Here is a 22941-nt window from a genome sequence, read left to right as displayed (position 1 = left end):
TAAATTTTCTCCTGCCAAAGATAAGTTCATTAAACCCGTTCTTGTTAACGGTAAGCTTAATCACCTTGTCTGTGTTTTCAGGCGTAGAAACATTAGCCGTGGTAATACGAAATGTTGGTACATGCTCCCCATTGTCAGGATTCTTGGTTACGGTTACAGTGATGGTTTTTTCAGTCGTCTGTGTGTAGGCTACGGAGGAAGGCCCAGTCATGAACCTAAATTCGGCTTTGATATTAACACTATAAGTGTTATCACTTCCGGCTTCAAAAGCCGTGGCTTTGAAAGTTAATTTTGATTTTAAATCTTCATCACTAATAGTAAACTTATTGACATCTTTACCGCTCATAGTAAATTTTCTCTTGCCAAAGATAAGTTCATTGAACCCGTTCTTGTTAACGGTAAGCTTAATCACCTTGTCTGTGTTTTCAGGCGTAGAAACATTAGCCGCCGTGGTAATAGAAAATGCTGCAAATGTCTGGAATGATGACAACAATAGTATGCTTGTAATAAATAACTTTATAACTTTCATAGAAAACCCCCTAAATAATTATTGCTGTTTCTAAATAGTCAACCCTTAAAAACCCAAAACAACCAACCATAAAACCACTCTTAAACAATCAAAACAATCAAAACAATCACACTATATTTTGACTGACAATATTTTACTGAGTACAATTAAGGGTTGACTAAATAACAAGCAAATAATTAGCAAGATTTTTTTTCACACTTTGATTATCGGTATAACTTTAGATGTTTTCTAATTCTATCTGATAAGAGCAAAGTGTGTTTTATCTTGCATAAAATATGGCTACCAATTTAAAAGATGATAAATCTTTATATAGAGAGACCTTTGCATAAATAGGGATTTTGCTAATCATCCCTATTTATGCAAAGGCCTTATATAGTATTTTGATACGCCCCCGCACATATTGTACAACAAAAAAATAGATGCTTATAAGTTTTTTATGCAATTTTAGGATTCTACAATGTTTAGTTTGATGAAAAGCTAGCCGATAGTCTAGGTAGGGATTTAGTTTTTATTAATTTTTGTGAATTCAGTCTAGATGGTAACAAGCCTAATGGGGTAGCGCAACTTGATTTTAGAGTTCAGCTGCTCAGAGACAACTTATTTGCTGAACTGCTTAATACTATCAATGCTCTGCTTGAGGATAATCAACCCAAACTTTCTAATAGCAAACACACTGATGGTTGGCAAGAGCCAAATACCTCTGATTAGAAAAAGTTATCAGGTAAATCCTCTTAAAACTATTGCCGATAATCTAACCAAAGCGGCGAATATCTACAAGAGTCTAGTGATAACCCAGAGATGATGCCTTATAAACAGGTGTTTTTATAGATGAGACTCTATGACTGAGTATTTTTTAATACTTAACGCCGATAAAAGTAAAAAGACGAGGCGAAAAGAATTAACCTTTAACCTGAGCCATCACCTCATCGGCAAAATTTTCTTCTTTTTTCTCAATGCCATCGCCTACTTCAAAACGAACAAATGACTTGATTGTAGCGCCTTTTGATTTAACTAAAGCACCAACTGTTGTATCTGGGTCTTTCACAAAGGCTTGTCCAGAAAGTGTGACTTCGTTGATAAATTTCTTCATACGACCGCCGATCATCTTTTCGATGATGTTGTCTGGCTTGCCAGATTCTTTGGCTTGCTCCACAAAAATCGCCTTTTCTCTTTCAAGAATATCTGCAGATAATTCATCTGCAGAAATACATTCAGGCTTAGATGCTGCAATGTGCATTGCAATGTCTTTTGCTAAGTCTTCATCGCCACCGTCTAGTAGGGTTAATACCGCAATACGCTCACCATGTTTGTAAACGCCAATAACGCCATCATTTGCATGCACAGTGGTTACACGACGAATGGTTACATTTTCACCGGTACTGGCGACAATGTCTTCGCGTGCTTTTTCTAATGAATCGCCATTTTCCATGGTTTGCATTAAGAACGCTTCGATATTAGCAGGGGTTGTTTTAAGTGCTAAATCACCTAATGCATCAACAAAACCAATAAAGACATCGCCTTTAGTGACAAAGTCTGTTTCAGAGTTAACCTCTAAAATAGTTGCTGTTTTGCCATCGGCACTAACATTAACTTTAACCAAGCCTTCTGCAGCAATACGACCTGATTTCTTAGCAGCCTTAGCGGCACCTGAGGTGCGCATTAAATCAATCGCTGCCTCCATGTCGCCATTAGTTTCACTTAATGCTTTTTTGCAGTCCATCATGCCTGCACCTGTTCTTCCTCTTAATTCTTTAACCATTAATGCTGTAATAGCCATAACTATCTCCTAATCTGTCTGTATTGTTTTATGCAAGAATTTTTTCAATCATTACGCCTTTGGTGTCGCTGGCACTGACCTTAATACCTTGCTCTTGTGCATAATGCTCTAATTCTGCTTTTTTCATAGCGGTTAGTGCTGCTTTGTTAAGCTGGTCGGTTGTTTTTGCTGTTTTTTCAGCTGCTGGCTCGTTAGCCGCTTCTTTCTCAATAGGTTTTTTCTCTTCTTTGACAGCCTCTGCTTTAACAACTTCTTGCTTGATAACAGGCTCTTTAACAACGACAGTTTTCTTTATGGTGGTTGCTTTTTTAGTCTGTTGTGTTGGCATTGAAGCTTTTGCTTCTAAAACTGCATTTGCAATTTCTCTTGCGTAGAAGCCAATCGCTCTGATTGAATCGTCATTACCCGGAATCACATAGTCAATGCCTTCTGGATTGTGGTTAGTGTCCACAATGCCGATTAGTGGCAAGCTTAATTTTTGTGCTTCTTTAACGGCGTTCTTCTCATGACCGATATCAATAACGAACACCACATCAGGAATGCCGCCTAAATCTTTAATGCCACCTAAACTACGCTCTAATTTTTCCATTTCGCGTGTCATCATTAACGCTTCTTTTTTGCCGAATTGAGCAAAGTTTTCTTCTGCTAGGAATTCTAAATCTTTTAGACGCTTAATTGAGGCTTTGATGGTTTTGTAGTTTGTCATCATGCCACCTAACCAACGGTGATTCACATATGGCATGCCACAACGGATTGCCTCTTCTTTCATGATGTCACTTGCTGCACGCTTGGTGCCAACAAATAAAATAGAGCCACCAGCTGCTGCTGTTTTTGATGCAAAATTAAGCACATCGTTAAACATTGGTAGTGATTTTTCTAGGTTGATGATATGCACACCGTTACGAGTGCCATAAATGTAGCGCTCCATTTTTGGGTGCCAAAAACGGCTACGGTGACCAAAATGAACACCAGCCTCTAACATTTTTTTCATGGATGTTTTTGCCATATTATTTCTCCGGGGTTGTTAAAAAGACTTCTTGTCTTTTCCTTCCACAACTTCTATTAGTCAACCCTTCTTTTTCAAAGAGCACCCTGACTAATATGCCAAGCTGTGTGATACATTAAAATAAATCGGGCGTTCAATAAACCGCCCGATTCAACTGTCGATTTTTTAAAATCGTAAAACGCAATATTATAACCTAAGCCTTATGGTATAAATAATAATTAGTGCTAGTTAGCTTTAGCCAATTCAGCGCGCATCTTGTCAATGGTTGCTTTATAATTATCTGTATTAAAGATGGCTGAGCCGGCAACAAAGGTATCTGCACCTGCACTTGCAACTTCACGAATATTATCAATCTTCACGCCACCATCAATTTCTAGGCGAATATCCTTGCCACTTGCATCAATTAATTGTCGCACTTGTTTACACTTTTCTAGCGTGTGTGGAATGAAAGATTGACCACCAAAACCAGGGTTGACCGACATTAACAAAATCATATCTAACTTATCCATCACATTTTCTAATACCTGTAACGGTGTTGCTGGATTAAACACTAACCCTGCTTTACAACCAGCCTCTTTAATCATACCAAGCGTCCTATCAATATGCTCAGATGCTTCTGGATGAAAAGTAATATAGGATGCACCTGCAGCAATAAAGTCAGGAATAATTCTATCTACGGGTTTAACCATTAAATGCACATCAATTGGTGCACTGACGCCATGATTCCTGAGTGCTTCGCAAACCAATGGACCAATTGTTAAGTTTGGCACATAGTGATTATCCATCACATCAAAATGCACAATATCGGCGCCTGCACTTAATACAGTGTCAACTTCTTCACCTAACTTGGCAAAATCTGCTGCCAAAATTGATGGGGCAATAAAATTAGCTTGTTTCATTTTTTTCTCCTGTTGTTAAAAAAGTAATTTATTTGAGACTTTTGCATAAGTAGGGATGATTAGCAAAATGACAAGTTTTGCCGACTTGGTGATTGTATGAAATATAGTCATAGCAAAGCTATGGCTGTGTTTTATAAAATTGTCAAGTTGGTGAAAAATGGCGTTTTGATGATTATTCATATTTATGCAAAGGTCTCTATTTAAATGTGATTAGACTAGAGCCTGTCATTTCATCGGGCTGTTCAACACCCATCATTAATAACAATGTTGGGGCAATATCAGACAATGCGCCTTCTTCAGGCTTGGCAATTATTGCTGCACGCCCACTCACAAAGATAAGTGGCACTGGGTTATTTGTATGTGCGGTATGCACTTCGCCTGTTTTAGGGTTAACCATTTGTTCGGCGTTGCCGTGATCAGCGGTGATCAGCATCTCTCCATCAATAGACAATATCGCTTGATAAATGATACCAAGGCATGTATCAACAGCCTCAACTGCTTTAATCGTTGCATCTAATTTTCCAGAATGCCCAACCATATCCGTATTAGCAAAGTTACAAATAATCAGGTCATACTTCTGGCTTTCAATATTCTCAGCCAAATCATCTGTCAATTCAAAGGCGCTCATTTCTGGCTTCATGTCATAAGTTGCGACATCTGGCGATGGAATCAGTATGCGGTCTTCTCCATAAAATGGACGCTCAATACCGCCATTTAAAAAGAAAGTAACATGTGCATATTTTTCAGTCTCAGCAATTCTAAGCTGTGTCATGCCTAAATTAGACAGATATTTACCCAATACATTATTAAGCTTTGCAGGTGGATAAGCCATTGGTAAATTAAAGTCTTTTTTGTATTCTGTCAAACAAATAAATTGCGTGGGTACAAAACTACCACGCGAAAAACCTTGGAAATTTTCATCCGTGAACGCCTGAGTAATTTGTCTGGCACGGTCGGCGCGATAATTCATAAAAATCATCACATCGCCTTTATTAATTTTTGTTGGTGATTTGATGACGCTTGATTGGACAAACTCATCCGTTTCCCCCCGCTCATAAGCCATTTCAATCGCTTCAATTGCACTTTGCGCTAAAAACTTGCCCTTACCTTTGGCAATTAATTCATAGGCAGAACGCACGCGATCCCAGCGATTGTCTCTATCCAAAGAGAAATATCGACCAATCACGCTGGCAATCTCGCCCACGCCTACTTCGATAATTTTATCTTCTAATTTTTGAATGTAGTCTTTTGCGCTCTTTTGTGCACAGTCTCGACCATCGGAAAATATATGCAAGTAAACTTCCTGACAATCATGTTTCTTGGTCATCTCCAATATAGCATGAATTTGCTCTTCGTGTGAATGTACGCCACCGTCAGATAACAAACCCATAATGTGGACTGCTTTGTTATTGTCATTAGCATATTCAAGGGAGTTTTTTAAGACAGGGTTTCTAAAAAAGTCGCCTACTTGAATATCATGATGAATTCGGGTGAAATCTTGCTTAACCACACGCCCTGCACCAAGGTTAAGATGCCCCACTTCAGAGTTGCCCATTTGCTCGCTGGGTAACCCGACTTTTTTGCCACTGGTAAGAATCAGCGTGTTAGGATATTTATTATTAAGCCTATCCCAAACAGGCGTTTTTGCTAGGGCAATCGCGTTATTCTCTTCAATTTCTGAATGCCCCCAGCCATCTAGGATAATTAATACTTTGGTTTGTTTTTTTGCTATCATGGGTTGTTATTTTAAAGTGAGACTTTTGCATAAGTAGGAATGATTAGCAAAGTGACAAGTTTTGCCGAATTGTTGATTGTATGAAATATAGTCATAGCAAAGCTATGGCTGTGTTTCATAAAATTGTCAAGTTGGTGAAAAATGGCGTTTTGATGATTATTCATATTTATGCAAAGGTCTCAAAGTATTAAACATTAAATAAGAAGTGTACCACATCGCCATCTTGCATAATATACTCCTTGCCTTCTGCGCGCAATTTTCCTGCTTCCTTTGCGCCTTTTTCACCTCTGCATTCGATAAAATCATCAAAAGCAACCGTTTCCGCACGGATAAAACCCTTCTCAAAGTCCCCATGAATTTTGCCTGCTGCTTGCGGTGCACTATCGCCAACATTGATCGTCCAAGCACGCACTTCTTGCACGCCTGCGGTGAAGTAAGTTTGCAAACCAAGCAAGTGATAACCTGCTTTAATCAAGCGGTCAAGCCCAGCTTCGTCTTGACCCATTTCAGATAAAAATTCTTGCTTTTCATCCGCTTCCATGTCAGCAATATCCGCCTCAATATTTGCACAAATTGCAACCACTTCTGCACCTTCAGCCTCTGCAAATTTCTCAATAACATCTAAGTGTGGATTGTCGCTGAAGCCATCTTCGCTAACATTAGCCGTGTAAAGCACAGGCTTGATAGTCAGCAGTTGAAAACCTTTTAACAAATTGACTTCTTCTGCATTAAAATCTAAAGCGCGAACAGGTTTTCCTGCTTCTAAGGCAGGTAAAATTCTTTCTAGTAACTCTCTAAGAGGGATGCCGTCTTTTTGTCCCGACTTAGTATTCTTTAGCGCTTTATCGTAAAGTTTTTCAACCACAACTAAGTCTGCTAAGATTAATTCTGTATTGATAATTTCAATGTCGTCGAATGGGGACACCTTGCCAGATACATGGATAATATCATCGTTATCAAAAGCACGAACTACATGCACAATCGCATCGGTTTCACGAATGTTGGTTAAAAATTGATTGCCCAATCCTTCGCCTTTTGATGCACCTTCAACCAAGCCTGCAATGTCTACAAATTCCATGGTCGTTGGTAAAATTTTTTGTGGATTAACAATTTCAGCCAATTGTTCTAAGCGCTTATCATTGATCGGTACGATACCAACATTTGGCTCAATGGTACAAAATGGATAGTTTGCCGACTCAATGCCTGCTTGCGTCAATGCATTAAATAAAGTTGATTTTCCTACATTGGGTAGCCCAACGATGCCACATTTAAATCCCATATTTCTATTCCGTGTGTAGTGTTTGCATCGCCAATTCGACTTTGCCCTTAACAACTTGTTCAATAACATTCAACGAATCGCTCAAAACATCTTCAATCAATCCAATTTCTGATTTATTAGGTGCGTGTAGAACAAAATCTGCCACCTTAGACTTATCACCTGGATGGCCAATGCCAATTCTTAAGCGATAAAAATCCTTACTACCTAGCGCCTTAATCGTATCACGAAGTCCATTATGTCCACCATGGCCGCCACTAAATTTAATCTTTGCCGTGCCAAGGTCAATATCCAGTTCATCATGTACAACCAGAATTTGTGCTACATCAATTTGATAAAAATTAGCCATACTTTGAATTGACTTCCCAGAAGCGTTCATATAAGTATTTGGTTTTAATACCCATACCGATGTACCCGCAATATTGATCTGCGCCACTTCGCCAAAGAATTTGGATTCTTTTTTAAAGGCGCCTGTATAAAAATGCGCAAGCACATCACAAAACCAAAAGCCTGCATTATGGCGATGCGCTTGATAGTCTTTACCTGGGTTGCCCAGACCAACAATCAGTTTAATTGCCACAACCACAAATCAAGGTTTTATTCTGAATCGCCTTCAGATTTGTCGTCAGCACCTTCTTCGCCTTCACTATCAACAGCTTCTTTTTCAACTTCTTCAGACATTAATCTAGGCTCTTGCACCGCAACAACACTTTGGTCGTGTGCTTCAATATCGCCGTGTGTTAATGCAGTAATGGTAACGCCTTTTGGCATTGTTAGTCCCGTCAAGCTGATATGCTCGCCCATTGCAAGATTGCTAATATCAACTTCAATCGTATGTGGCAAGTTTGCTGGCAGACAAGAAACCTCAATCGCAGTGATGAATTGGTTAAGAATCGCACCAAGACGCATTGCCTCGTTGTCTTCCTCGCCAATAAAGTTCAGTGGGATGCTGGTAACAATATCTTTGTTCATATCAATACGGAGAAAATCTACATGGGTCACAAGGTTTTTAGCCGGATGACGCTGCAAGTCTTTAATAACAACTGGCTCAACTTTTTTGTCAATCGCCAACTCTAGCACCGAAGTATAAGCCTCTTCGTTTTCTAAAAGATGTCCTATTTCGTGAACATTAAGCGTAATTGCGCTCGGCTCTTTGCCTGCACCGTAAACGATAGCAGGAACTTGTTCTTGATGACGCAGGCGGCGGCTCGCACCTTTCCCCTGATCTTTGCGCATTGTAGCGTTGATTGTAATATTCATTTTCTTATCCTTTTTTTAAAAATAAAAAACACCCTAATATGAAGAGTGTTATCCAGATGATATATTTTGCGACCAAACATATCAAGCGTGTTATTTTACCCGAAAATGTACAAAAAGAAACGCTATCTAGACTTCATCCAAAATACCAAGGCAACTACAGCACTAACACCACCAGCGATTAGCAAATAATTGACCACTAAAACACCTGAGAGAATCAACAAAGCACCTGAGAAAATAGCTGAAGTTTGTCGATTGGAATTGTCTTTTAGTTGGTTAATAATTGCCTTGGTCTGTTCGTTTTGAATATTGCTAATGTTGTTCATTTGCTTGAGTGCGTTTAATACCAAACTTGGTAATTCAGGCATTTCCTTTAAAAGCTCTGGTGCTTTTTCTTGAAGTTTTTTAATCGTGCTTTGCATGCTGTATTTTTCCTTAACTAAGTCCTCTAAAAAAGGTTTTGCCGTTGCCCACAAGTCTAATTGTGGGTAGAGTTGCCTACCCAAACCCTCAATATTTAACAATGTCTTGTCCAATAATAACAGTTGCGGTTGAACCGTAATATCAAAATTTTTCGCCTCAGCCATCAAATCCATTAACACCTGCCCAAATGAGATTTCCTCTAAAGATTTCTCAAACATCGGCTCACATATTCTACCAATCGCCCGCTCAAAAGCATGCACATCGGTACTTGTGCTTGCCCAGCCCGATTCAATATAGGCCTTAGCAACGCCGTGATAATCTTGGTTGAAAAATGCCAACAGCATATTGGCTAAAAAATCCTTGTCCGACTCATCCAACACACCCATAATACCAAAATCAACGCCAATATAGCGACCCTCTGGACCAACAAAAATATTACCAGGATGCATATCTGCATGGAAAAAATTATGCTTGAATACTTGCGTGAAAAAAATAATCACGCCTTCTTCTGCCAATCTTTTAAGGTCAACGCCATCAGCCTTTAGTTGAGTAATATCACCCACTGGCGTGCCATAAATGCGCTCAGTCGTCAGCACTTCCTCACTACACAAATCCCAATGCACCTTCGGCACATACAACAAATCAGAACCTTGAAAATTTTCTCGCAATTGTGTGGCGTTTTTTGCCTCTCTCAACATATTGAGTTCGTTTAAAATAATGCCTTCAAACTCAGCAACAATTTCAGTAGGGCGTACTTTTTTACTCATCGGATACTTGCTAACAAACTTTGCCAAGATATACATCAGTGCAATATCACGCTTAATAATTTTCTCAATATCAGGTCGCACAATTTTAACCACCACTTCATCACCTTGATGAGTAACAGCAGTATGCACCTGAGCAATAGAGGCACTTGCCAATGGTTCAAGCTCAAACTTACTAAATAATTGTTCTGTCGTGCCGTCCAATGACGCTTCAATCATTGCCTTTGCTTGTATGCTATCAAAGGCAGGGCAAGAGTCTTGCAACTTAGCAAGTTCATCGCCAATGTCTTCAGGTAGTAAATCACGACGCGTAGATAGCGTTTGCCCAAACTTAATAAAAATCGGCCCTAACTCTTCAAGCGCCAAACGAATGCGTTCGCCTCTAGTCAATTTTTTTCTGGGAATATAGTGCCAAGGTGTTAGATATAGCAGGGGCTTAAAACGCTTTAAAAAAGAGGCTGATAATATCAAAGCATCTATTCGATAGCGCATCAAAATACGCATAATAGCAATAAATCGAGCTAAATTACGCATTAGTGAAAGCGTTTTGGTGCAATAAGAAAATGAGTAATTTTATCCTTAATAGCTGCCAAAGGGTTGTCAGATGATTTGAATTTTGTGGCGATTCTACCTACTTGGTGTGCAACAATATCACCGGTGAATTTAGACAGCTCTTCTTCAAAATCAAATTCAACTTGTTGTAATAAATCAACCAGTAATTGCGTGGTTTTAACATCGCCATGAATGATAATTTTGTCTTGTCTTAACAACTCAGTTAAATCCTCGCCTTGCATTAATTGCAAAAATACATTGGACTTAAGCTTGATGTCAACATCCGCGTGAGTGGTGGTGTCGGTAGTAACGAAAATACGGGCATTAGTGCAAATAAAATTAACTTCTATTGGAAAATCTTGCAAAGAAAAATGCACCGTTTTTCCCTCTAATGGACGGATATCAATTTGATGCACTTCAAGCAAATGGTTTAGCGCGCTTTGTAAAATTATAGACTGCATAAAGTTTTAGACCTTGATACCTTTATGTAATGCGACGATTCCACCTGAAAGATTGTGATATTCACAAATACCAAATCCTGCATCTAGCACCATTTGTTTTAGTGTTTCTTGGTCAGGGTGTTTGCGAATAGACTCAGCTAAATATTGATAAGACTGCTCATCGTTAGCAATGATTTTACCAAGCTGCGGCATGACATTGAATGAATAAAAATCGTAGAATTTTTCCAATAAGGCAATGTCTGTTTTAGAAAATTCTAAGATTAACAGACAGCCCCCTGGTTTTAAAACACGATACATTTCACCAATGCACTGGTCTTTGTCTGTTACATTGCGCAAACCAAAAGCAATCGATACACAATCAAAAGTGTTGTCTGCAAATGGTATTTGTTCGCCACTCAACTGCACGAACTGCACGCCTGAAACACCTTTGTTAATTAAGTTTTTACGCCCTTCACTGAGCATCGCAGCGTTAATATCAGAAAGTACCACTTGACCTGTAGCGCCCACTTTCATCGCAAAGGCGCGCGCTAAATCTCCCGTACCGCCAGCAATGTCTAAGACTTTATCACCTGCTTTGACATTTGAGGTGGCAATGGTGTAATGCTTCCAAAGTCGATGTGCACCAAATGAGAGTACATCATTCATCAAGTCATATTGATTGGCAACAGAGTCAAAGACACCACGCACCATGCTTTGTTTATCTTGTGTGGCAACCTCTTTAAAGCCAAAATGTGTGGTATTTTTCATCATCGTTATTAAACCGTTAGATCCTCTTGTGTTATTTTTTTGGTCGAAAACAAGCACATAGGATGAATTGTATCTGAACCTTGTTTAGGGTAATTATATTTTTGTGTCGCTTCTTTTGTTAAGCACTGTAGCATTTTAGAGGCAATACATTCAACAACAGTAATTGCAACACTATTTCCGAACTGTTTATAGGCCTGTGTATCTGAAACAACAATTTTAAATGTTTCTGGAAAGCCCTGTAATCTAGAGGCCTCTCTCGGGGTTAGTTTTCTAGGGTTTTTATCTTTTTGCTCAATTAGTATTTCACTCCCATCTTTGTAGTAGCGTGCTGAAATAGTATTTGTATATTCTGATTCAGAATTAAAAATACCGTAACCAAACCCTTTTCCCTTAAGTTTATTCTCTCTTTTTCTTCTTTGGTGTCCTTCCCAAAGTTTATCAGAAATAGTATATTTTGCATCAACGATTAAATCTAGAATATCGCCCACTTTCGTTTTCTCAAAAGTAGGGCTGGGAAAATTAAACCTAATATCCTTATCTAAAAAACCAACAATATAAAGTCTTTCCCTATTTTGGGGAAGTCCAAAATCTCTTGCTCTAAGCACTTGATATTGGGTGTTTTCATAGCCTACATTTCTTAAGTGCTCTAATATAACTTTGAGTGTTGAGCCCTTGTCATGTCCTTTTAATTGTTTAACATTCTCCAAAAGAAACGCCTTGGGTTTTTTACTTTTTAAAATTCTTTCAATGTCAAAAAAAAGTGTCCCTCTTGTGTCGGAAAAACCTTTTTTTAAACCTGCCTGGGAAAAAGGTTGACAAGGAAAACCTGCCAATAAAATATCATGTTTAGGAATATCTTTTAAAGAAACTTCTGTGATGTCTCCATATATAGACTTTTCGCCAAAATTTGCTTTATATGTTTCTACAGAAAATTTATCCCATTCACTAGTAAAAACACACTCAATATTATGCTTTGATGCTTTTTCAAAGCCCAGCCTAATGCCACCAATACCTGCAAATAAATCTATAATTTTTAATTTACTCACTGCTCTTTCCAAAATTTTAATATTGAGGGAATTTCTTCAAACAAATAATCTTCAAAACTTATAATGTTTCTCATTGATGCCAATGAATCTGACTCTGAAATCCAACTATAGGCAACCACAATAATATTATGAGATGTACGAATATGTTTTTTCCGATACGATTTAATTAACTGCTCAAATGCCTTTTTCTCATCGGCAGGAATTTTAGTAATAATATTATTTTGTTTGGGCGTCATTATTTTTTAGGATAAGCCCTGAAACCTGCGCCGGTGTAAATTTGTGTCGGTCTGAAAATTCGGTTATGCCTAACCTGTTCATGCCAATGTGCAACCCAACCACTTGAGCGTGCCATTGCAAAAATCGGGGTGAAATGCTTGCGGGGAATTTTAAAAATCTCGGCATATAAAATACCTGAATAAAAATCAACATTCGGATAAACGCCTTTAGCACTAAGTAACTCTTCACAAATGCGTTCTACTTCTAGTGCTATTTCAAAGCGCTTAGAAAGCGCAATATTATTCTTCTTGATGTAGGCTTCAATCATGCCTTGTAAAATCTTGGCACGCGGGTCTTTAACACTATATTCTCTATGTCCCAACCCCCAAATTACGGCTTTATTTTTGAGACGATTTTCGATATAAGCACGCACATTTTTAACCTCACCGATCTCATCAAGCATATTCAAAACATCTTCATTGGCACCGCCATGCAAGGAACCTGCTAAAGTCCCCACTGCTGCTGATACTGAGGCAAATGGATTGGCAAGTGTAGAAGCCGTTACCATGGCTGAGAAGGTGCTGGCATTAATCGTATGTTCAGCGTGCAAAATCAAACAAGCGTCAAACAATTTAACAATGTCATCATCTGGCTCTTCACCAAACGACATGGCTAAGAAGTTTTTGGCATATGACATTTCCTTACTTGGCGGGATCGGGTCATAGCCTGTTGAAATACGCGCCCACATTGCCACCAGTGTACTCATATTAGCAATAATTTTGGTCAATGCGCTCTGTGTATAAGCTGAATTTGGATCCTGGGCACCCGCATCAGGGTAAAAAGTTGCCATCGATGCAATTGTTGTTTGCAAAACATCCATCGGGTGTCCATTCGCCGGCAACGCCCACATCATTAAGCGAATATCGCGTTTCACTTCATAGCGCTCGTGCAATACTTTTTGAAAATCTGCCAACGCATCGCTACTGGGCAATTCACCATCTCTAAGCAACATTGCCACCTCTTCAAACGATGCGTATTTCACCAAATCCTCAATCGAATATCCTCGATACGCCAAAATACCATTTTTGCCATCAATCGAAGAGATGGAGGATTCTGTTGCTGGAACGCCTGCTAAGCCTGGGATATATTCAATCATCTGTCTGCTTCATTTTTATATAACTGGGCATTGAATTTACTTATGTAATTAAGTTTACGATACTCATCAATTGTTTTTATTTTTTCTTTATCCATGTCAACATTTAAAATATCCTTAAAACATTCATAATTAACCAAGTCTTGTTTCAATCTTTGGCGATAGAAGTCCATATCATCACTTGATTTTGATTCTAAAAATGACAACCGATCCACCTTAAAATCAAAAGACTTAAAATTTTGTTGCAATCTCTCAAATAACTTTTTAGCAAACACTTCATCTGTGCCATTGTACAAAGTAATATGTGGTTTAAAATCTTTATAGCCTTTTTTCTTCCATATTTTTCTCAATTTTTCATTATCATCGCATTTAAAGAAGACAGTATTTTGTCCACAATCAAAGAAATTAGCAACTTCTGAAAAATGTAGCGATGTATTGGCAATATCCTTGGAGTAGGCATCAACTATTGATTTTGTAAGTTTTTTACTATAAGGACCACGGACTGTAATATGGGCAGCCGTTCTTTGAGAATTATCAGAAAGAATCTTTATTGCGTTCAATGTATCTTTAATCTTCTTATCCTTCGGATATAAAACATAAAAGCTCTTAGGTGTATTATTCATATTAATAGTTTTGAAATAAGGTTGTTTTTATCTATCTTCTTTAATACATTATAAATATTTTGTCCAAACTTATTGCTTTTTTTAAACGCCTCGTCTCTTTTATTTTTATCCGCTATCCAGGCTAACATGTGCTGACTTTCTACTTGAGTATGATCAATAAACCATTGGTAATCATCAATAATACTTTTAATGTCCGAATCTATATCGCTATCTTTATGCTGATTTTGAATAGATTCCAGCCTTTCTACTGGCGTCATACGCACTATATTAGCAAGTTCTTGTTTTGATATTGTTCCTTGATGATTTACTAACTTCAGGATAAATGAAAAACAAATTAACTTTCTTGAGAACTTTAGCTTAAGGTTTTTAGAGTGCGCTATATTCTTAGCATTAGAACTATCGCCTTCTTCTTTACATCTTCTTTTGTGTTCATAGTTTAAACATAGAGTCTTCCAAAATCTGATAATATCGTTTGCTAAAAATATAGGCTCAAAATTATCAGTATGCTCATGAAAATCTACATAATAACTATCAATTATTTCTTCAACACATTTATTAAATAATTCTTCGTTATATAAAAATTGCGACTCTAATAATAACAACATTCTTGCTGTATAAAAGTTTTTATAATCATCGGCAGGACTGCCTAAGTTTCCTTTTATATCCCCTAGACAGTGTTTTTGTAAATATAAGCCGTCTTTACTAAACTCAGAGAGCCCTAATTTTCTACAAACCTTAATAATCTCTGCGTTTATCAATACTGTATCTATATTGGATGTTGGCCGGTTGGTTTGCGTATCCAAAAAAAACAAGTCAATATCAGAATATTTAGAAGCTTCTAGTCTTCCGTAACTACCTGTTACAAAAATACAAAGTTTATTCTTTATAAGTTCAGGTATTTCTTTTATTGCGTCTTTAATTTCTTTAATTCTATCTTCACTAAACTCTTTATGCTCTGCTAATTCCATTCTTGTTCCTTAAACCGAAAAAGATGAGCCACACCCGCAAGTAGTTTTAGCATTAGGATTGTGAATAATAAAGCGAGAGCCTTGCAGGTCTTCTAGATAATCAACCGTTGCACCAACTAGATATTGATAGCTCATTGGATCAACGACCAACTGCACGCCGTTTTTTGCTACGCCTGAATCGCCTTCTTTTTGTTTATCATCAAAAGTGAAGCCGTAAGAAAAACCCGAACAACCGCCACCTGTAATATATACACGCAATTTTAAATTGTCGTTTTTTTCCTCTTGAATAAGGTCGGATACTTTTTTAGCGGCACTGTCGCTAAAAATAATATCTGCTGGTTCTAAGTTTTCTAAAGTCTGTGCTGCTTCCATATTTTTCTCCCTTTAAAGTGTCAATCCAATTTGCTCTAATCCTAAACGCTCATCCAGTCCAAACATAAGATTCATATTTTGAATGGCTTGACCAGAAGCGCCTTTAACCAGATTGTCAATCACTGCAATAACAATCAATTTATTACTATCGGGTGCTTTTTGCACAGCGATTTGACAAAAATTAGAACCTTTCACACTGCGAGTTTCGGGTGTTACCCCAACATCAAGCACGGTAATAAAGTGCTCATTTTTGTAGGTCTTTGCAAATACAGATTGTACCTCAGTATTGGCATCTAATAAGTCCACATAAAGTGTGGCTTGCATGCCCCGAATCATGGGCACTAAATGTGGCACAAAAGTTAGCCCCACACTTTCGCCTGCCAACAAGGCTAATTCTTGTTTAATTTCAGGATAATGCCGATGTCCACCCACGCCATAGGACTTAAATGATTCACTCACTTCACACAACAAGTTAGCTTGATTAGCACCTCGTCCAGCACCACTCACGCCTGATTTACAATCTGCAATAATACTGGATAAATCAATCAGTTTATTATCAATCAGAGGCTTGAGTGCCAATTGGATGACGGTTGGATAACAACCTGGATTGGCAACCAAAGTGGCGTTTTTAATTTGCTCACGGTTAATCTCACACAATCCATAAATTGCTGATGACAATAAATCGTCTTGCGTATGTTCCAATTCATACCATTGCTGATACTCAGCCTTATCATTTAAGCGAAAATCTGCACCCAAATCAATCACTTTAATGCCTTTTTCAATGAATGCACCCGCGCCTTCCATTGCCACGCCATGTGGTGTGGCAAAAAATATCACATCGCACTCATCTAAGATTGCAGCATCTGGCAAAGAAAAAACCAAATCACAATGTCCAACCAAAGATGGAAACATCCTGTCTGCCCGTTGCCCAACCTCTGAACGAGAACTAATGGCAATCACTTCTGCCTTTGGGTGGTTGTGCAACAAACGCAACAATTCAACGCCTGTATAGCCTGTACCGCCGATGATGCCTACTTTAATCATATCAGTGCGACTCTCCCAGCATTTTCTCAAGATAATGGATATTCATACCGCCCTTGCGGAAAGTTTCATCTGCCATAATGCGCGCTTGCAACGGGATATTGGTTTTAATGCCGTCAATCACCATTTCGTCCAAAGCATTTTGCATTTTGATAATCGCACCCAGTCGAGTATCGGCAAAAGTAATCAGTTTGCCAATCATCGAATCATAATGCGGTGGCACGCTGTAACCGTTATACACATGCGAATCAACACGCACACCTAAGCCACCGGCAGCATGGAATTGGGTAATTTTTCCCGGTGATGGCATAAAATTATTCGGGTCTTCTGCATTAATACGGCATTCAATGGAAAAGCCTTTAATCTTTACCGCCTCTTGCGTCAATGAAAGCTTCTGCCCGTCTGCAATTAAGATTTGCTCACGCACAATATCAACGCCCGTAATCATTTCAGTTACTGGGTGTTCAACTTGCACGCGTGTATTCATCTCAATAAAATAGAAGGCGTTGTTTTCAAATAAAAACTCAAAAGTACCCGCACCGCGGTAGTTAATTGCCTTACAAGCGTCCGTACAAACGCTACCAATTTTGTGTCGCAACTCAGGCGTTACCCCTGGTGCAGGTGCCTCTTCCACCACTTTTTGATGACGGCGTTGCATTGAACAATCTCGTTCACCTAAATGCACCACATTACCGTGTTCATCCGCCAATATTTGTATTTCAACATGGCGTGGTGTGGTTAAGAATTTTTCCATGTACACTTCTGGATTACCGAAAAAACTCTGCCCTTCAGTTTTGGCAAGTTCAATAGCAGCAAGCAAATCAGATTCCTTTTCTACCACTTGCATACCACGGCCACCACCACCACCAGAAGCCTTAATAATGATTGGGAAACCAATTTTGTTCGCAGTTGCAATATTTTGCTTATCATCCGTGCCAAGCCCGCCATCAGAACCAGGCACACAAGGAACGCCTGAGCTTTGCATTGCTTCAATCGCTGCCACTTTATCGCCCATCACACGGATATTCTCAGCACGCGGACCAATAAAGATAAACCCGCTTTCTTCTACTCGTTGTGCAAAATCTGCACTTTCAGATAAAAAACCATAACCTGGATGAATGGCATCTGCATGCGTAACCTCAGCCGCTGAAATCAGTGCTGGAATATTGAGATAACTATCTGCTGATGGATGCGGACCAATACACACAGCTTCATCTGCCAAACGCACATGCTTTAAGTCTTTATCAGCTGTTGAATAAACGGCAACCGTCTTAATGCTCAGCTCTTTACAAGCACGCAAAATACGCAGTGCAATTTCACCACGGTTGGCAATTAAAACTTTATTAATTTTATTCATTGAGCAACAACCTTATTGGATAACAACCAAAGTTTGACCAAACTCAACGGCGTCACCATCACTGCACAAAATTTCAGTCACTGTGCCAGATTGATCTGCTTCAATTTGGTTCATAATCTTCATCGCTTCAACAATACAAATAGTATCGCCTTGGTTAACATGCTGTCCAATCTTAACAAATGCTTCAGAAGTGGGTGATGCAGCGTCATAGAATGTGCCTACCATGGGTGAAGTAATTGGGTGACCATCAACAGTTGCTGGTGCATCTGACGCTTCAGCGGCAGGTATGGCGGCAACTGGTACAGGTGCCATAGCCACAGGCGCTGGCATTGGTACAGGTGCGGCTACTGGTGCACCGCCATAGCGAGAGATGCGAACTGACTCCTTGCCCTCTACAATTTCGATTTCTGCCATGCCAGATTCTTCTAGCAGCTCCATGAGTTTTTTTACTTTACGAATGTCCATTTTTTAATGCTCCTTGATATATGTAATGGCTGCATCAAGTGCAAATTCATAGCCTTGTGCGCCAAAACCCGAAATTACACCTTCTGCGATGTCTGAAAAATAAGATTGCTGACGAAATGCTTCTCGTTTATAAACATTAGACAAATGCACTTCTGTAAAGGCAATGCCTGTTGCTAACATGGCATCACGCAAAGCAATAGAAGTATGCGTGAATGCCGCAGGATTAATAATGATATATTTGGTGCCGTTCTTACTAGCAGCGTGAACCTTGTCGATCAGACCAACCTCTGAATTGTCCTGATGATGCTCAATTGAGAGCCCTGCATCAGTAGCCAGTGCACCTATGCGAGCGACAATATCCTCTAAGGTTTGCGTGCCGTATTGCGCCGGTTCACGCGTACCCAGCATATTTAGGTTAGGACCATTCAACAATAAAATATCCATCTTGACGGTTTATAAAACATAAACGGTAAATTTTACCACCAATATCGCCGATGTTAGGCATATTTATGCGTATTTTAACTACTTTGAATTATTCAAATGTTTAAGAAAATCTTGTGCATTAATTTCACCAACAATACGCTGCGAGCGATTTTCAACCCCATCCTTGAAAAATAAAATTCCTGGCGGGCCGATAATATTAAAACGCGCCATTAAAGCTTTATCAGTCGCATCATTGGCGGTAACATCCGCTTGCAAGGCAATGACATTTTTCATCTCGCTGACTACTGTAACATTTGAAAACACAAAACGCTCTAACTCTTTACAAGAAATACACCAGTCTGCATAAAAATCCAACATCACAACTTGATTGTTACTCTGTGCTTTGGCAAGCACACGGTCTAAATCATCACTTGATTTGATTTTTTCAAACGCAATATGTACTTTTTCTGCTTGAACGCTCGTGCCATAACCAGACAATGGCGCTAACATATCACCGCCACCACGAGCTACTAAGCCCCATAATAGTACACCATAAATCACGATCAATAAACCGATACCTTTAAGCATGCGTTGCCACGCCACAGTTGTGCTGGTAAGAGAATTTAGCACACCCATTGCAATTGGCGACAAAGTAAATAGGGATGCCCATAATATCAACGACACATACGGCGTGATAATCCTATCCAGCAAATAAATTGCCACTGCCAACATTAAGATACCAAACACATATTTAACATTATCCATCCAGCCGCCAGCCTTAGGTAGTTTACTGATACCAGCACCCACTAACAATAACGGTGCACCCATACCCAAACTCAAAACAAACAAAGACAATCCACCAAGGACAGCGTCACCCGTTTGCCCGATATAAATCAATGCGCCGGCTAATGGTGGTGCTACACAAGGACCAACAATCAGTGCTGATAAAAAGCCCATAATTGCCACACCAATTAAGTTACCGCCTTCTTGCTTGTTACTGATGTTGGTAATTTTACTTTGCAAGCCAGACGGCAATTGAATCTCATAATAGCCAAACATTGAAAATGCCAGTGCCACAAAAATTGCACTAAATACCATCAGCACCCAAGGTGTTTGGAACAACACTTGCAAATTCTCACCAAAATAGCCGGCCAATACGCCCGCCATTGAATAGGTAACACTCATAGCAAGCACAAATACAATCGACATAATCAGTGCTTTTTTGGTACTTACCCCGCCTTTTTGCCCAACAATAATGCCTGATAAAATCGGTATCATCGGGAACACGCAAGGGGTTAATGAGAGCAATAAGCCGAAACCAAAGAAACTTGCCAATACCCACAAGATATTATCTTGTTGCAATAAAGCGGTAATTTTGTCAGTTTCATTTAATGGCTCACTGTTTGTGCTTGTGACACTCGGTACTGATTTTGGCAGTGTTTTAACAGGGTTAATTGTATTGCCTGCTGTGACTTCAGGTAATGTAATATCTGTGCTTTTTTCTACTGGTGGGTAACAAATACCCCCTAACCAACAACCTTGAAACTTGGCAATAAAGCTAACTTGTGATGACTCAATATTGGTTAATGGAATATCAACACTGAACTCGCCTGTGTGCACCCTAATTTTACCAAAAAATTCATCGTCTTTAATTTCCCCCTTTGGAAAGTTAACATCACCAAATTCTGCACCCTTGACATCAATAAAAAATTTGTCGTGATAAAGATAATATTCTGGATGTATTTTCCAACTAGCACGCAAAGTATTGGCATCAATTGCGCTCACTGAATAGGAAAATGCCTGATCGGCAGGTAGTGGCTCATCAGAAACTGGTGTCGCCTTATCAACGATTGATTGCATGGCAGATTTAGTCTTAGACAACACATTAAATGCACTATCAATCAGCGATTTATTGCCGCTAACAACCTTGAGTGTGGCTGATTTGGTTATTGGCGGATAACACACGCCTAAATCTGCACAACCTTGAAATTCAACATTGACAACAATAAGTTTTGACGCCCCCTCAAGCACAGGAACGCTAACCAAAACATTATCACGATAAATACCGACCTTGCCAAAAAACTCATCGTCTTTGATTTTTGCAGCAGGGAATTGTGCTTCACCTAAACGCTGGGAATGGTCTGAGACAATCTTGATTTTTTTCTTATAAAGATAATAACCTTTGGCAATATCCCAATTCAACAAGATTTTGTCATTAACAACCTTAGCCTTAAAAGCAAATGCCTTATCCGCAGGTAACAGCTCTTCCCGTGCATTGGCAAACAAAGATGTTAATAAAAATAAAAATAATAAAATGCGTTTCATTTTCTCTCCCTCACTATCGTAACATAATATATATGTTATACGCTTGAGCGTGGCAAGTAAACATTATTGACCAATATCAATATCAATCCCTTGCGCAAGCAACGCCTTAAAAGCATCAAATTCATTTATTACGGTTTTGTTTTTAGAGACCTTTGCATAAATAGGGATGATTAGCAAAATCCAATTTTTGCCCAATGGGTGATTTCTTTAAACCTTGTCCTAGCAGAGCTAAGGCTGGGTTTAAAAAATCGCCAAGTAGGTGAAAAGTGGGTTTCTGATGATTGTTCCTATTTATGCAAAGGTCTCTTTTAAGCATTGTGTTATAAAAATCAGCACAAGCATCGCAGTTTTTATCCTCAAAAAATAATGACTAATGGCGTTTTATATGACTTCGTAATTGATAATTACCCGCTTCTTTGGTGTTTTCGATATATTGTGCTAAAGTTAAATTTGTATACGACTTACTACTCACATAATCCAAAACTTGTACGCTTGTCCTTTGGCTGGATTTCCACGCTTTGCCATTATCCAGTTCAATTAAAAATCTGAGTTCGTATCATTGCTTCGGCTTTGGTTTTAAAGCGTTTGGTATGTCGTCTTACTCTACCTTGTCTTATGTCAACAACAAAAGTGCCATTATCATTTTTACGGATTGCCATTTTAGTTAAATTAAAAAAACCACCTTGCGGTGGTCTTTTTTTAATTAGTTAGCTTTTAATTAGTTATGCTGCTAACTTTTTCTTAGTGGTATTTTCAAACATATTGTTTAAATAACCCTCAACCCTGCCAAGGATTGCAAATAATTCGTTTTCTAAGATAACCTTATCTTGTGCTGATAAAGTTTTTTTGTTTAGTATTTTTTCTATTTTATTCATAACTTAACACCCTCTTTGTGATAAGTCAACAACGCCTAAACTATCTAATTGCTTAATTAATTCAGTTAGTCCGTCTTCATTTTTCTCACTTATTGCTTTAGCAATATTTCTCATAACTATTGGTGGCTACTGTCAAGTTTTTAGTATTATCAGAAGCCACTTTCTTTAAAATAGTTGAAAACATTTCTAATTCTCTTACAATCATTTCAGCGTTAGGGTCTGCATTTTCTAATTGAGAAATAGAAAAATAATTCCCAAATCCAAAAATAGAACCATCCAAACCCCAAACCCACAATCGAAACCAAAAAAATGCACCCCATTCAAACCCTGCCTTCAGCAAAACACAGGCATTTTCTCTGAATTTGACAAAACAGGTGTAAATTATCCAATATTTTGGATGATTTGGTTTTTTTAGGTGCCATAAAGCCTCCTCTAATCAGGATTTTGTAATGAACCTTAGTGTTATTTATTCTAAATCAGGATAATAACGGTTTAAACGCTTTGATGTCGTTTAATACCTTGGTGAGTAATTGATAGTATTGTGCCTGGCATTTAATAATAACTTTTCTACCTGTTTTAATGACTTTAGCAGCAATGGCGTAAAGACGATAGCGTATATACTTTGCCCTTTTATTGGCAAACTCAAAGGGC

General features: G+C 38.6%; 28 protein-coding genes. All 28 read right to left on the bottom strand.

Features of this window, described 5'->3' with window-relative positions; all coding sequences use genetic code 11:
* The coding region (locus BBROOKSOX_RS03155; protein ID WP_180323828.1) for a hypothetical protein at positions 1-529 on the bottom strand (529 nt) is incomplete at its 3' end.
* An 898-nt stretch (positions 530-1427) separates the two neighbouring features.
* The gene (gene tsf / locus BBROOKSOX_RS03150; RefSeq protein ID WP_139659723.1) at positions 1428-2306 is read right to left on the bottom strand and encodes a translation elongation factor Ts; all 879 of its coding nucleotides are present in this window, start codon (positions 2304-2306) and stop codon (positions 1428-1430) included.
* 28 nt (positions 2307-2334) lie between these two features.
* Complete coding sequence (gene rpsB, locus BBROOKSOX_RS03145) at positions 2335-3312, bottom strand: 30S ribosomal protein S2 (RefSeq protein ID WP_139659722.1); 978 nt, start codon at positions 3310-3312, stop codon at positions 2335-2337.
* A gap of 224 nt (positions 3313-3536) precedes the next feature.
* On the bottom strand, positions 3537-4211 hold the full coding sequence (gene rpe / locus BBROOKSOX_RS03140) for a ribulose-phosphate 3-epimerase (RefSeq protein WP_139659721.1): 675 nt from the start codon (positions 4209-4211) through the stop codon (positions 3537-3539).
* A 15-nt stretch (positions 4212-4226) separates the two neighbouring features.
* Entirely contained in the window at positions 4227-4391 is a 165-nt protein-coding gene (locus BBROOKSOX_RS03135) for a hypothetical protein (protein WP_180323827.1), read from the bottom strand.
* Between the two features lie 16 nt (positions 4392-4407).
* Complete coding sequence (gene gpmI, locus BBROOKSOX_RS03130) at positions 4408-5946, bottom strand: 2,3-bisphosphoglycerate-independent phosphoglycerate mutase (RefSeq protein ID WP_139659720.1); 1539 nt, start codon at positions 5944-5946, stop codon at positions 4408-4410.
* 11 nt (positions 5947-5957) lie between these two features.
* Complete coding sequence (locus tag BBROOKSOX_RS03125; protein WP_180323826.1) at positions 5958-6110, bottom strand: hypothetical protein; 153 nt, start codon at positions 6108-6110, stop codon at positions 5958-5960.
* Between the two features lie 23 nt (positions 6111-6133).
* Positions 6134-7225, bottom strand: coding sequence for a redox-regulated ATPase YchF (gene ychF / locus BBROOKSOX_RS03120; protein WP_139659719.1), 1092 nt, complete (start codon positions 7223-7225; stop codon positions 6134-6136).
* Positions 7226-7229: 4 nt separating this feature from the next.
* The gene (pth, locus tag BBROOKSOX_RS03115; protein ID WP_139659718.1) at positions 7230-7802 is read right to left on the bottom strand and encodes an aminoacyl-tRNA hydrolase; all 573 of its coding nucleotides are present in this window, start codon (positions 7800-7802) and stop codon (positions 7230-7232) included.
* A 17-nt stretch (positions 7803-7819) separates the two neighbouring features.
* The gene (locus BBROOKSOX_RS03110; protein ID WP_139659717.1) at positions 7820-8482 is read right to left on the bottom strand and encodes a 50S ribosomal protein L25/general stress protein Ctc; all 663 of its coding nucleotides are present in this window, start codon (positions 8480-8482) and stop codon (positions 7820-7822) included.
* A 122-nt stretch (positions 8483-8604) separates the two neighbouring features.
* Positions 8605-10200, bottom strand: coding sequence for a ubiquinone biosynthesis regulatory protein kinase UbiB (gene ubiB / locus BBROOKSOX_RS03105; protein WP_139659716.1), 1596 nt, complete (start codon positions 10198-10200; stop codon positions 8605-8607).
* Positions 10200-10634, bottom strand: coding sequence for a ubiquinone biosynthesis accessory factor UbiJ (locus BBROOKSOX_RS03100; protein WP_257607745.1), 435 nt, complete (start codon positions 10632-10634; stop codon positions 10200-10202). The genes ubiB and BBROOKSOX_RS03100 overlap by 1 nt, the downstream gene beginning before the upstream one ends.
* A 51-nt stretch (positions 10635-10685) precedes the next feature.
* The gene (ubiE, locus tag BBROOKSOX_RS03095; protein WP_139659725.1) at positions 10686-11426 is read right to left on the bottom strand and encodes a bifunctional demethylmenaquinone methyltransferase/2-methoxy-6-polyprenyl-1,4-benzoquinol methylase UbiE; all 741 of its coding nucleotides are present in this window, start codon (positions 11424-11426) and stop codon (positions 10686-10688) included.
* A gap of 8 nt (positions 11427-11434) precedes the next feature.
* The gene (locus BBROOKSOX_RS03090; protein ID WP_373896608.1) at positions 11435-12484 is read right to left on the bottom strand and encodes a DNA cytosine methyltransferase; all 1050 of its coding nucleotides are present in this window, start codon (positions 12482-12484) and stop codon (positions 11435-11437) included.
* Positions 12469-12708, bottom strand: coding sequence for a hypothetical protein (locus BBROOKSOX_RS03085; RefSeq protein ID WP_180323825.1), 240 nt, complete (start codon positions 12706-12708; stop codon positions 12469-12471). Before BBROOKSOX_RS03085 ends, BBROOKSOX_RS03090 begins: the two co-directional genes overlap by 16 nt.
* Entirely contained in the window at positions 12708-13844 is a 1137-nt protein-coding gene (locus tag BBROOKSOX_RS03080; RefSeq protein ID WP_139659713.1) for a citrate synthase, read from the bottom strand. Before BBROOKSOX_RS03080 ends, BBROOKSOX_RS03085 begins: the two co-directional genes overlap by 1 nt.
* A complete protein-coding gene (locus BBROOKSOX_RS03075; protein ID WP_139659712.1) occupies positions 13841-14464 on the bottom strand; it encodes a 2'-5' RNA ligase family protein in 624 nt (207 codons plus the stop codon). The genes BBROOKSOX_RS03080 and BBROOKSOX_RS03075 overlap by 4 nt, the downstream gene beginning before the upstream one ends.
* A complete protein-coding gene (locus BBROOKSOX_RS03070; protein WP_139659711.1) occupies positions 14461-15432 on the bottom strand; it encodes a nucleotidyltransferase domain-containing protein in 972 nt (323 codons plus the stop codon). The genes BBROOKSOX_RS03075 and BBROOKSOX_RS03070 overlap by 4 nt, the downstream gene beginning before the upstream one ends.
* 9 nt (positions 15433-15441) lie before the next feature.
* The gene (erpA, locus tag BBROOKSOX_RS03065; protein WP_139659710.1) at positions 15442-15804 is read right to left on the bottom strand and encodes an iron-sulfur cluster insertion protein ErpA; all 363 of its coding nucleotides are present in this window, start codon (positions 15802-15804) and stop codon (positions 15442-15444) included.
* A gap of 12 nt (positions 15805-15816) precedes the next feature.
* Positions 15817-16848, bottom strand: coding sequence for an N-acetyl-gamma-glutamyl-phosphate reductase (gene argC, locus BBROOKSOX_RS03060; RefSeq protein ID WP_139659709.1), 1032 nt, complete (start codon positions 16846-16848; stop codon positions 15817-15819).
* Between the two features lies 1 nt (position 16849).
* Positions 16850-18202: an acetyl-CoA carboxylase biotin carboxylase subunit gene (gene accC, locus BBROOKSOX_RS03055; RefSeq protein ID WP_139659708.1), complete on the bottom strand. Its 1353-nt coding sequence runs from the start codon at positions 18200-18202 to the stop codon at positions 16850-16852.
* 12 nt (positions 18203-18214) lie between these two features.
* On the bottom strand, positions 18215-18667 hold the full coding sequence (gene accB, locus BBROOKSOX_RS03050) for an acetyl-CoA carboxylase biotin carboxyl carrier protein (RefSeq protein ID WP_139659707.1): 453 nt from the start codon (positions 18665-18667) through the stop codon (positions 18215-18217).
* A 3-nt stretch (positions 18668-18670) separates the two neighbouring features.
* Positions 18671-19111 carry a type II 3-dehydroquinate dehydratase gene (gene aroQ / locus BBROOKSOX_RS03045; RefSeq protein WP_139659706.1) on the bottom strand — a complete coding sequence of 147 codons (441 nt, stop codon included), beginning with the start codon at positions 19109-19111 and terminating at the stop codon, positions 18671-18673.
* 78 nt (positions 19112-19189) lie between these two features.
* Positions 19190-21415 (bottom strand): protein-disulfide reductase DsbD, encoded by a 2226-nt coding sequence (gene dsbD / locus BBROOKSOX_RS03040; RefSeq protein WP_139659705.1) that lies wholly within the window; start codon positions 21413-21415, stop codon positions 19190-19192.
* 63 nt (positions 21416-21478) lie between these two features.
* Positions 21479-21610: a hypothetical protein gene (locus BBROOKSOX_RS12040; RefSeq protein WP_257607744.1), complete on the bottom strand. Its 132-nt coding sequence runs from the start codon at positions 21608-21610 to the stop codon at positions 21479-21481.
* 338 nt (positions 21611-21948) lie between these two features.
* Positions 21949-22074 carry a hypothetical protein gene (locus BBROOKSOX_RS12035; protein ID WP_257607743.1) on the bottom strand — a complete coding sequence of 42 codons (126 nt, stop codon included), beginning with the start codon at positions 22072-22074 and terminating at the stop codon, positions 21949-21951.
* Between the two features lie 63 nt (positions 22075-22137).
* On the bottom strand, positions 22138-22290 hold the full coding sequence (locus BBROOKSOX_RS03035) for a hypothetical protein (RefSeq protein WP_180323824.1): 153 nt from the start codon (positions 22288-22290) through the stop codon (positions 22138-22140).
* A gap of 97 nt (positions 22291-22387) precedes the next feature.
* On the bottom strand, positions 22388-22570 hold the full coding sequence (locus BBROOKSOX_RS03030; protein ID WP_139659704.1) for a hypothetical protein: 183 nt from the start codon (positions 22568-22570) through the stop codon (positions 22388-22390).
* Positions 22571-22941 lie beyond the last annotated feature (371 nt).

Source organism: bacterium endosymbiont of Bathymodiolus sp. 5 South, from assembly GCF_900128535.1.
Taxonomy (GTDB): domain Bacteria; phylum Pseudomonadota; class Gammaproteobacteria; order PS1; family Pseudothioglobaceae; genus Thiodubiliella.
The sequence above is the reverse complement of the archived record's forward strand: the minus strand, read 5'-3'. Positions and strand labels throughout refer to the sequence as shown.

What these genes read in the sequence shown, in the direction of transcription:
- BBROOKSOX_RS03035 (WP_180323824.1), bottom strand. Translation starts at nt 22,290, where the DNA reads ATGAATAAAATAGAAAAAATACTAAACAAAAAAACTTTATCAGCACAA.
- accB (WP_139659707.1), bottom strand. Translation starts at nt 18,667, where the DNA reads ATGGACATTCGTAAAGTAAAAAAACTCATGGAGCTGCTAGAAGAATCT.
- aroQ (WP_139659706.1), bottom strand. Translation starts at nt 19,111, where the DNA reads ATGGATATTTTATTGTTGAATGGTCCTAACCTAAATATGCTGGGTACG.
- rpsB (WP_139659722.1), bottom strand. Translation starts at nt 3,312, where the DNA reads ATGGCAAAAACATCCATGAAAAAAATGTTAGAGGCTGGTGTTCATTTT.
- BBROOKSOX_RS03110 (WP_139659717.1), bottom strand. Translation starts at nt 8,482, where the DNA reads ATGAATATTACAATCAACGCTACAATGCGCAAAGATCAGGGGAAAGGT.
- argC (WP_139659709.1), bottom strand. Translation starts at nt 16,848, where the DNA reads ATGATTAAAGTAGGCATCATCGGCGGTACAGGCTATACAGGCGTTGAA.
- dsbD (WP_139659705.1), bottom strand. Translation starts at nt 21,415, where the DNA reads ATGAAACGCATTTTATTATTTTTATTTTTATTAACATCTTTGTTTGCC.
- BBROOKSOX_RS03135 (WP_180323827.1), bottom strand. Translation starts at nt 4,391, where the DNA reads ATGAATAATCATCAAAACGCCATTTTTCACCAACTTGACAATTTTATA.
- BBROOKSOX_RS12035 (WP_257607743.1), bottom strand. Translation starts at nt 22,074, where the DNA reads ATGGCAATCCGTAAAAATGATAATGGCACTTTTGTTGTTGACATAAGA.
- ychF (WP_139659719.1), bottom strand. Translation starts at nt 7,225, where the DNA reads ATGGGATTTAAATGTGGCATCGTTGGGCTACCCAATGTAGGAAAATCA.
- BBROOKSOX_RS03125 (WP_180323826.1), bottom strand. Translation starts at nt 6,110, where the DNA reads ATGAATAATCATCAAAACGCCATTTTTCACCAACTTGACAATTTTATG.
- gpmI (WP_139659720.1), bottom strand. Translation starts at nt 5,946, where the DNA reads ATGATAGCAAAAAAACAAACCAAAGTATTAATTATCCTAGATGGCTGG.
- BBROOKSOX_RS03085 (WP_180323825.1), bottom strand. Translation starts at nt 12,708, where the DNA reads ATGACGCCCAAACAAAATAATATTATTACTAAAATTCCTGCCGATGAG.
- tsf (WP_139659723.1), bottom strand. Translation starts at nt 2,306, where the DNA reads ATGGCTATTACAGCATTAATGGTTAAAGAATTAAGAGGAAGAACAGGT.
- ubiB (WP_139659716.1), bottom strand. Translation starts at nt 10,200, where the DNA reads ATGCGTAATTTAGCTCGATTTATTGCTATTATGCGTATTTTGATGCGC.
- BBROOKSOX_RS03080 (WP_139659713.1), bottom strand. Translation starts at nt 13,844, where the DNA reads ATGATTGAATATATCCCAGGCTTAGCAGGCGTTCCAGCAACAGAATCC.
- BBROOKSOX_RS03070 (WP_139659711.1), bottom strand. Translation starts at nt 15,432, where the DNA reads ATGGAATTAGCAGAGCATAAAGAGTTTAGTGAAGATAGAATTAAAGAA.
- accC (WP_139659708.1), bottom strand. Translation starts at nt 18,202, where the DNA reads ATGAATAAAATTAATAAAGTTTTAATTGCCAACCGTGGTGAAATTGCA.
- ubiE (WP_139659725.1), bottom strand. Translation starts at nt 11,426, where the DNA reads ATGAAAAATACCACACATTTTGGCTTTAAAGAGGTTGCCACACAAGAT.
- BBROOKSOX_RS03075 (WP_139659712.1), bottom strand. Translation starts at nt 14,464, where the DNA reads ATGAATAATACACCTAAGAGCTTTTATGTTTTATATCCGAAGGATAAG.
- erpA (WP_139659710.1), bottom strand. Translation starts at nt 15,804, where the DNA reads ATGGAAGCAGCACAGACTTTAGAAAACTTAGAACCAGCAGATATTATT.
- rpe (WP_139659721.1), bottom strand. Translation starts at nt 4,211, where the DNA reads ATGAAACAAGCTAATTTTATTGCCCCATCAATTTTGGCAGCAGATTTT.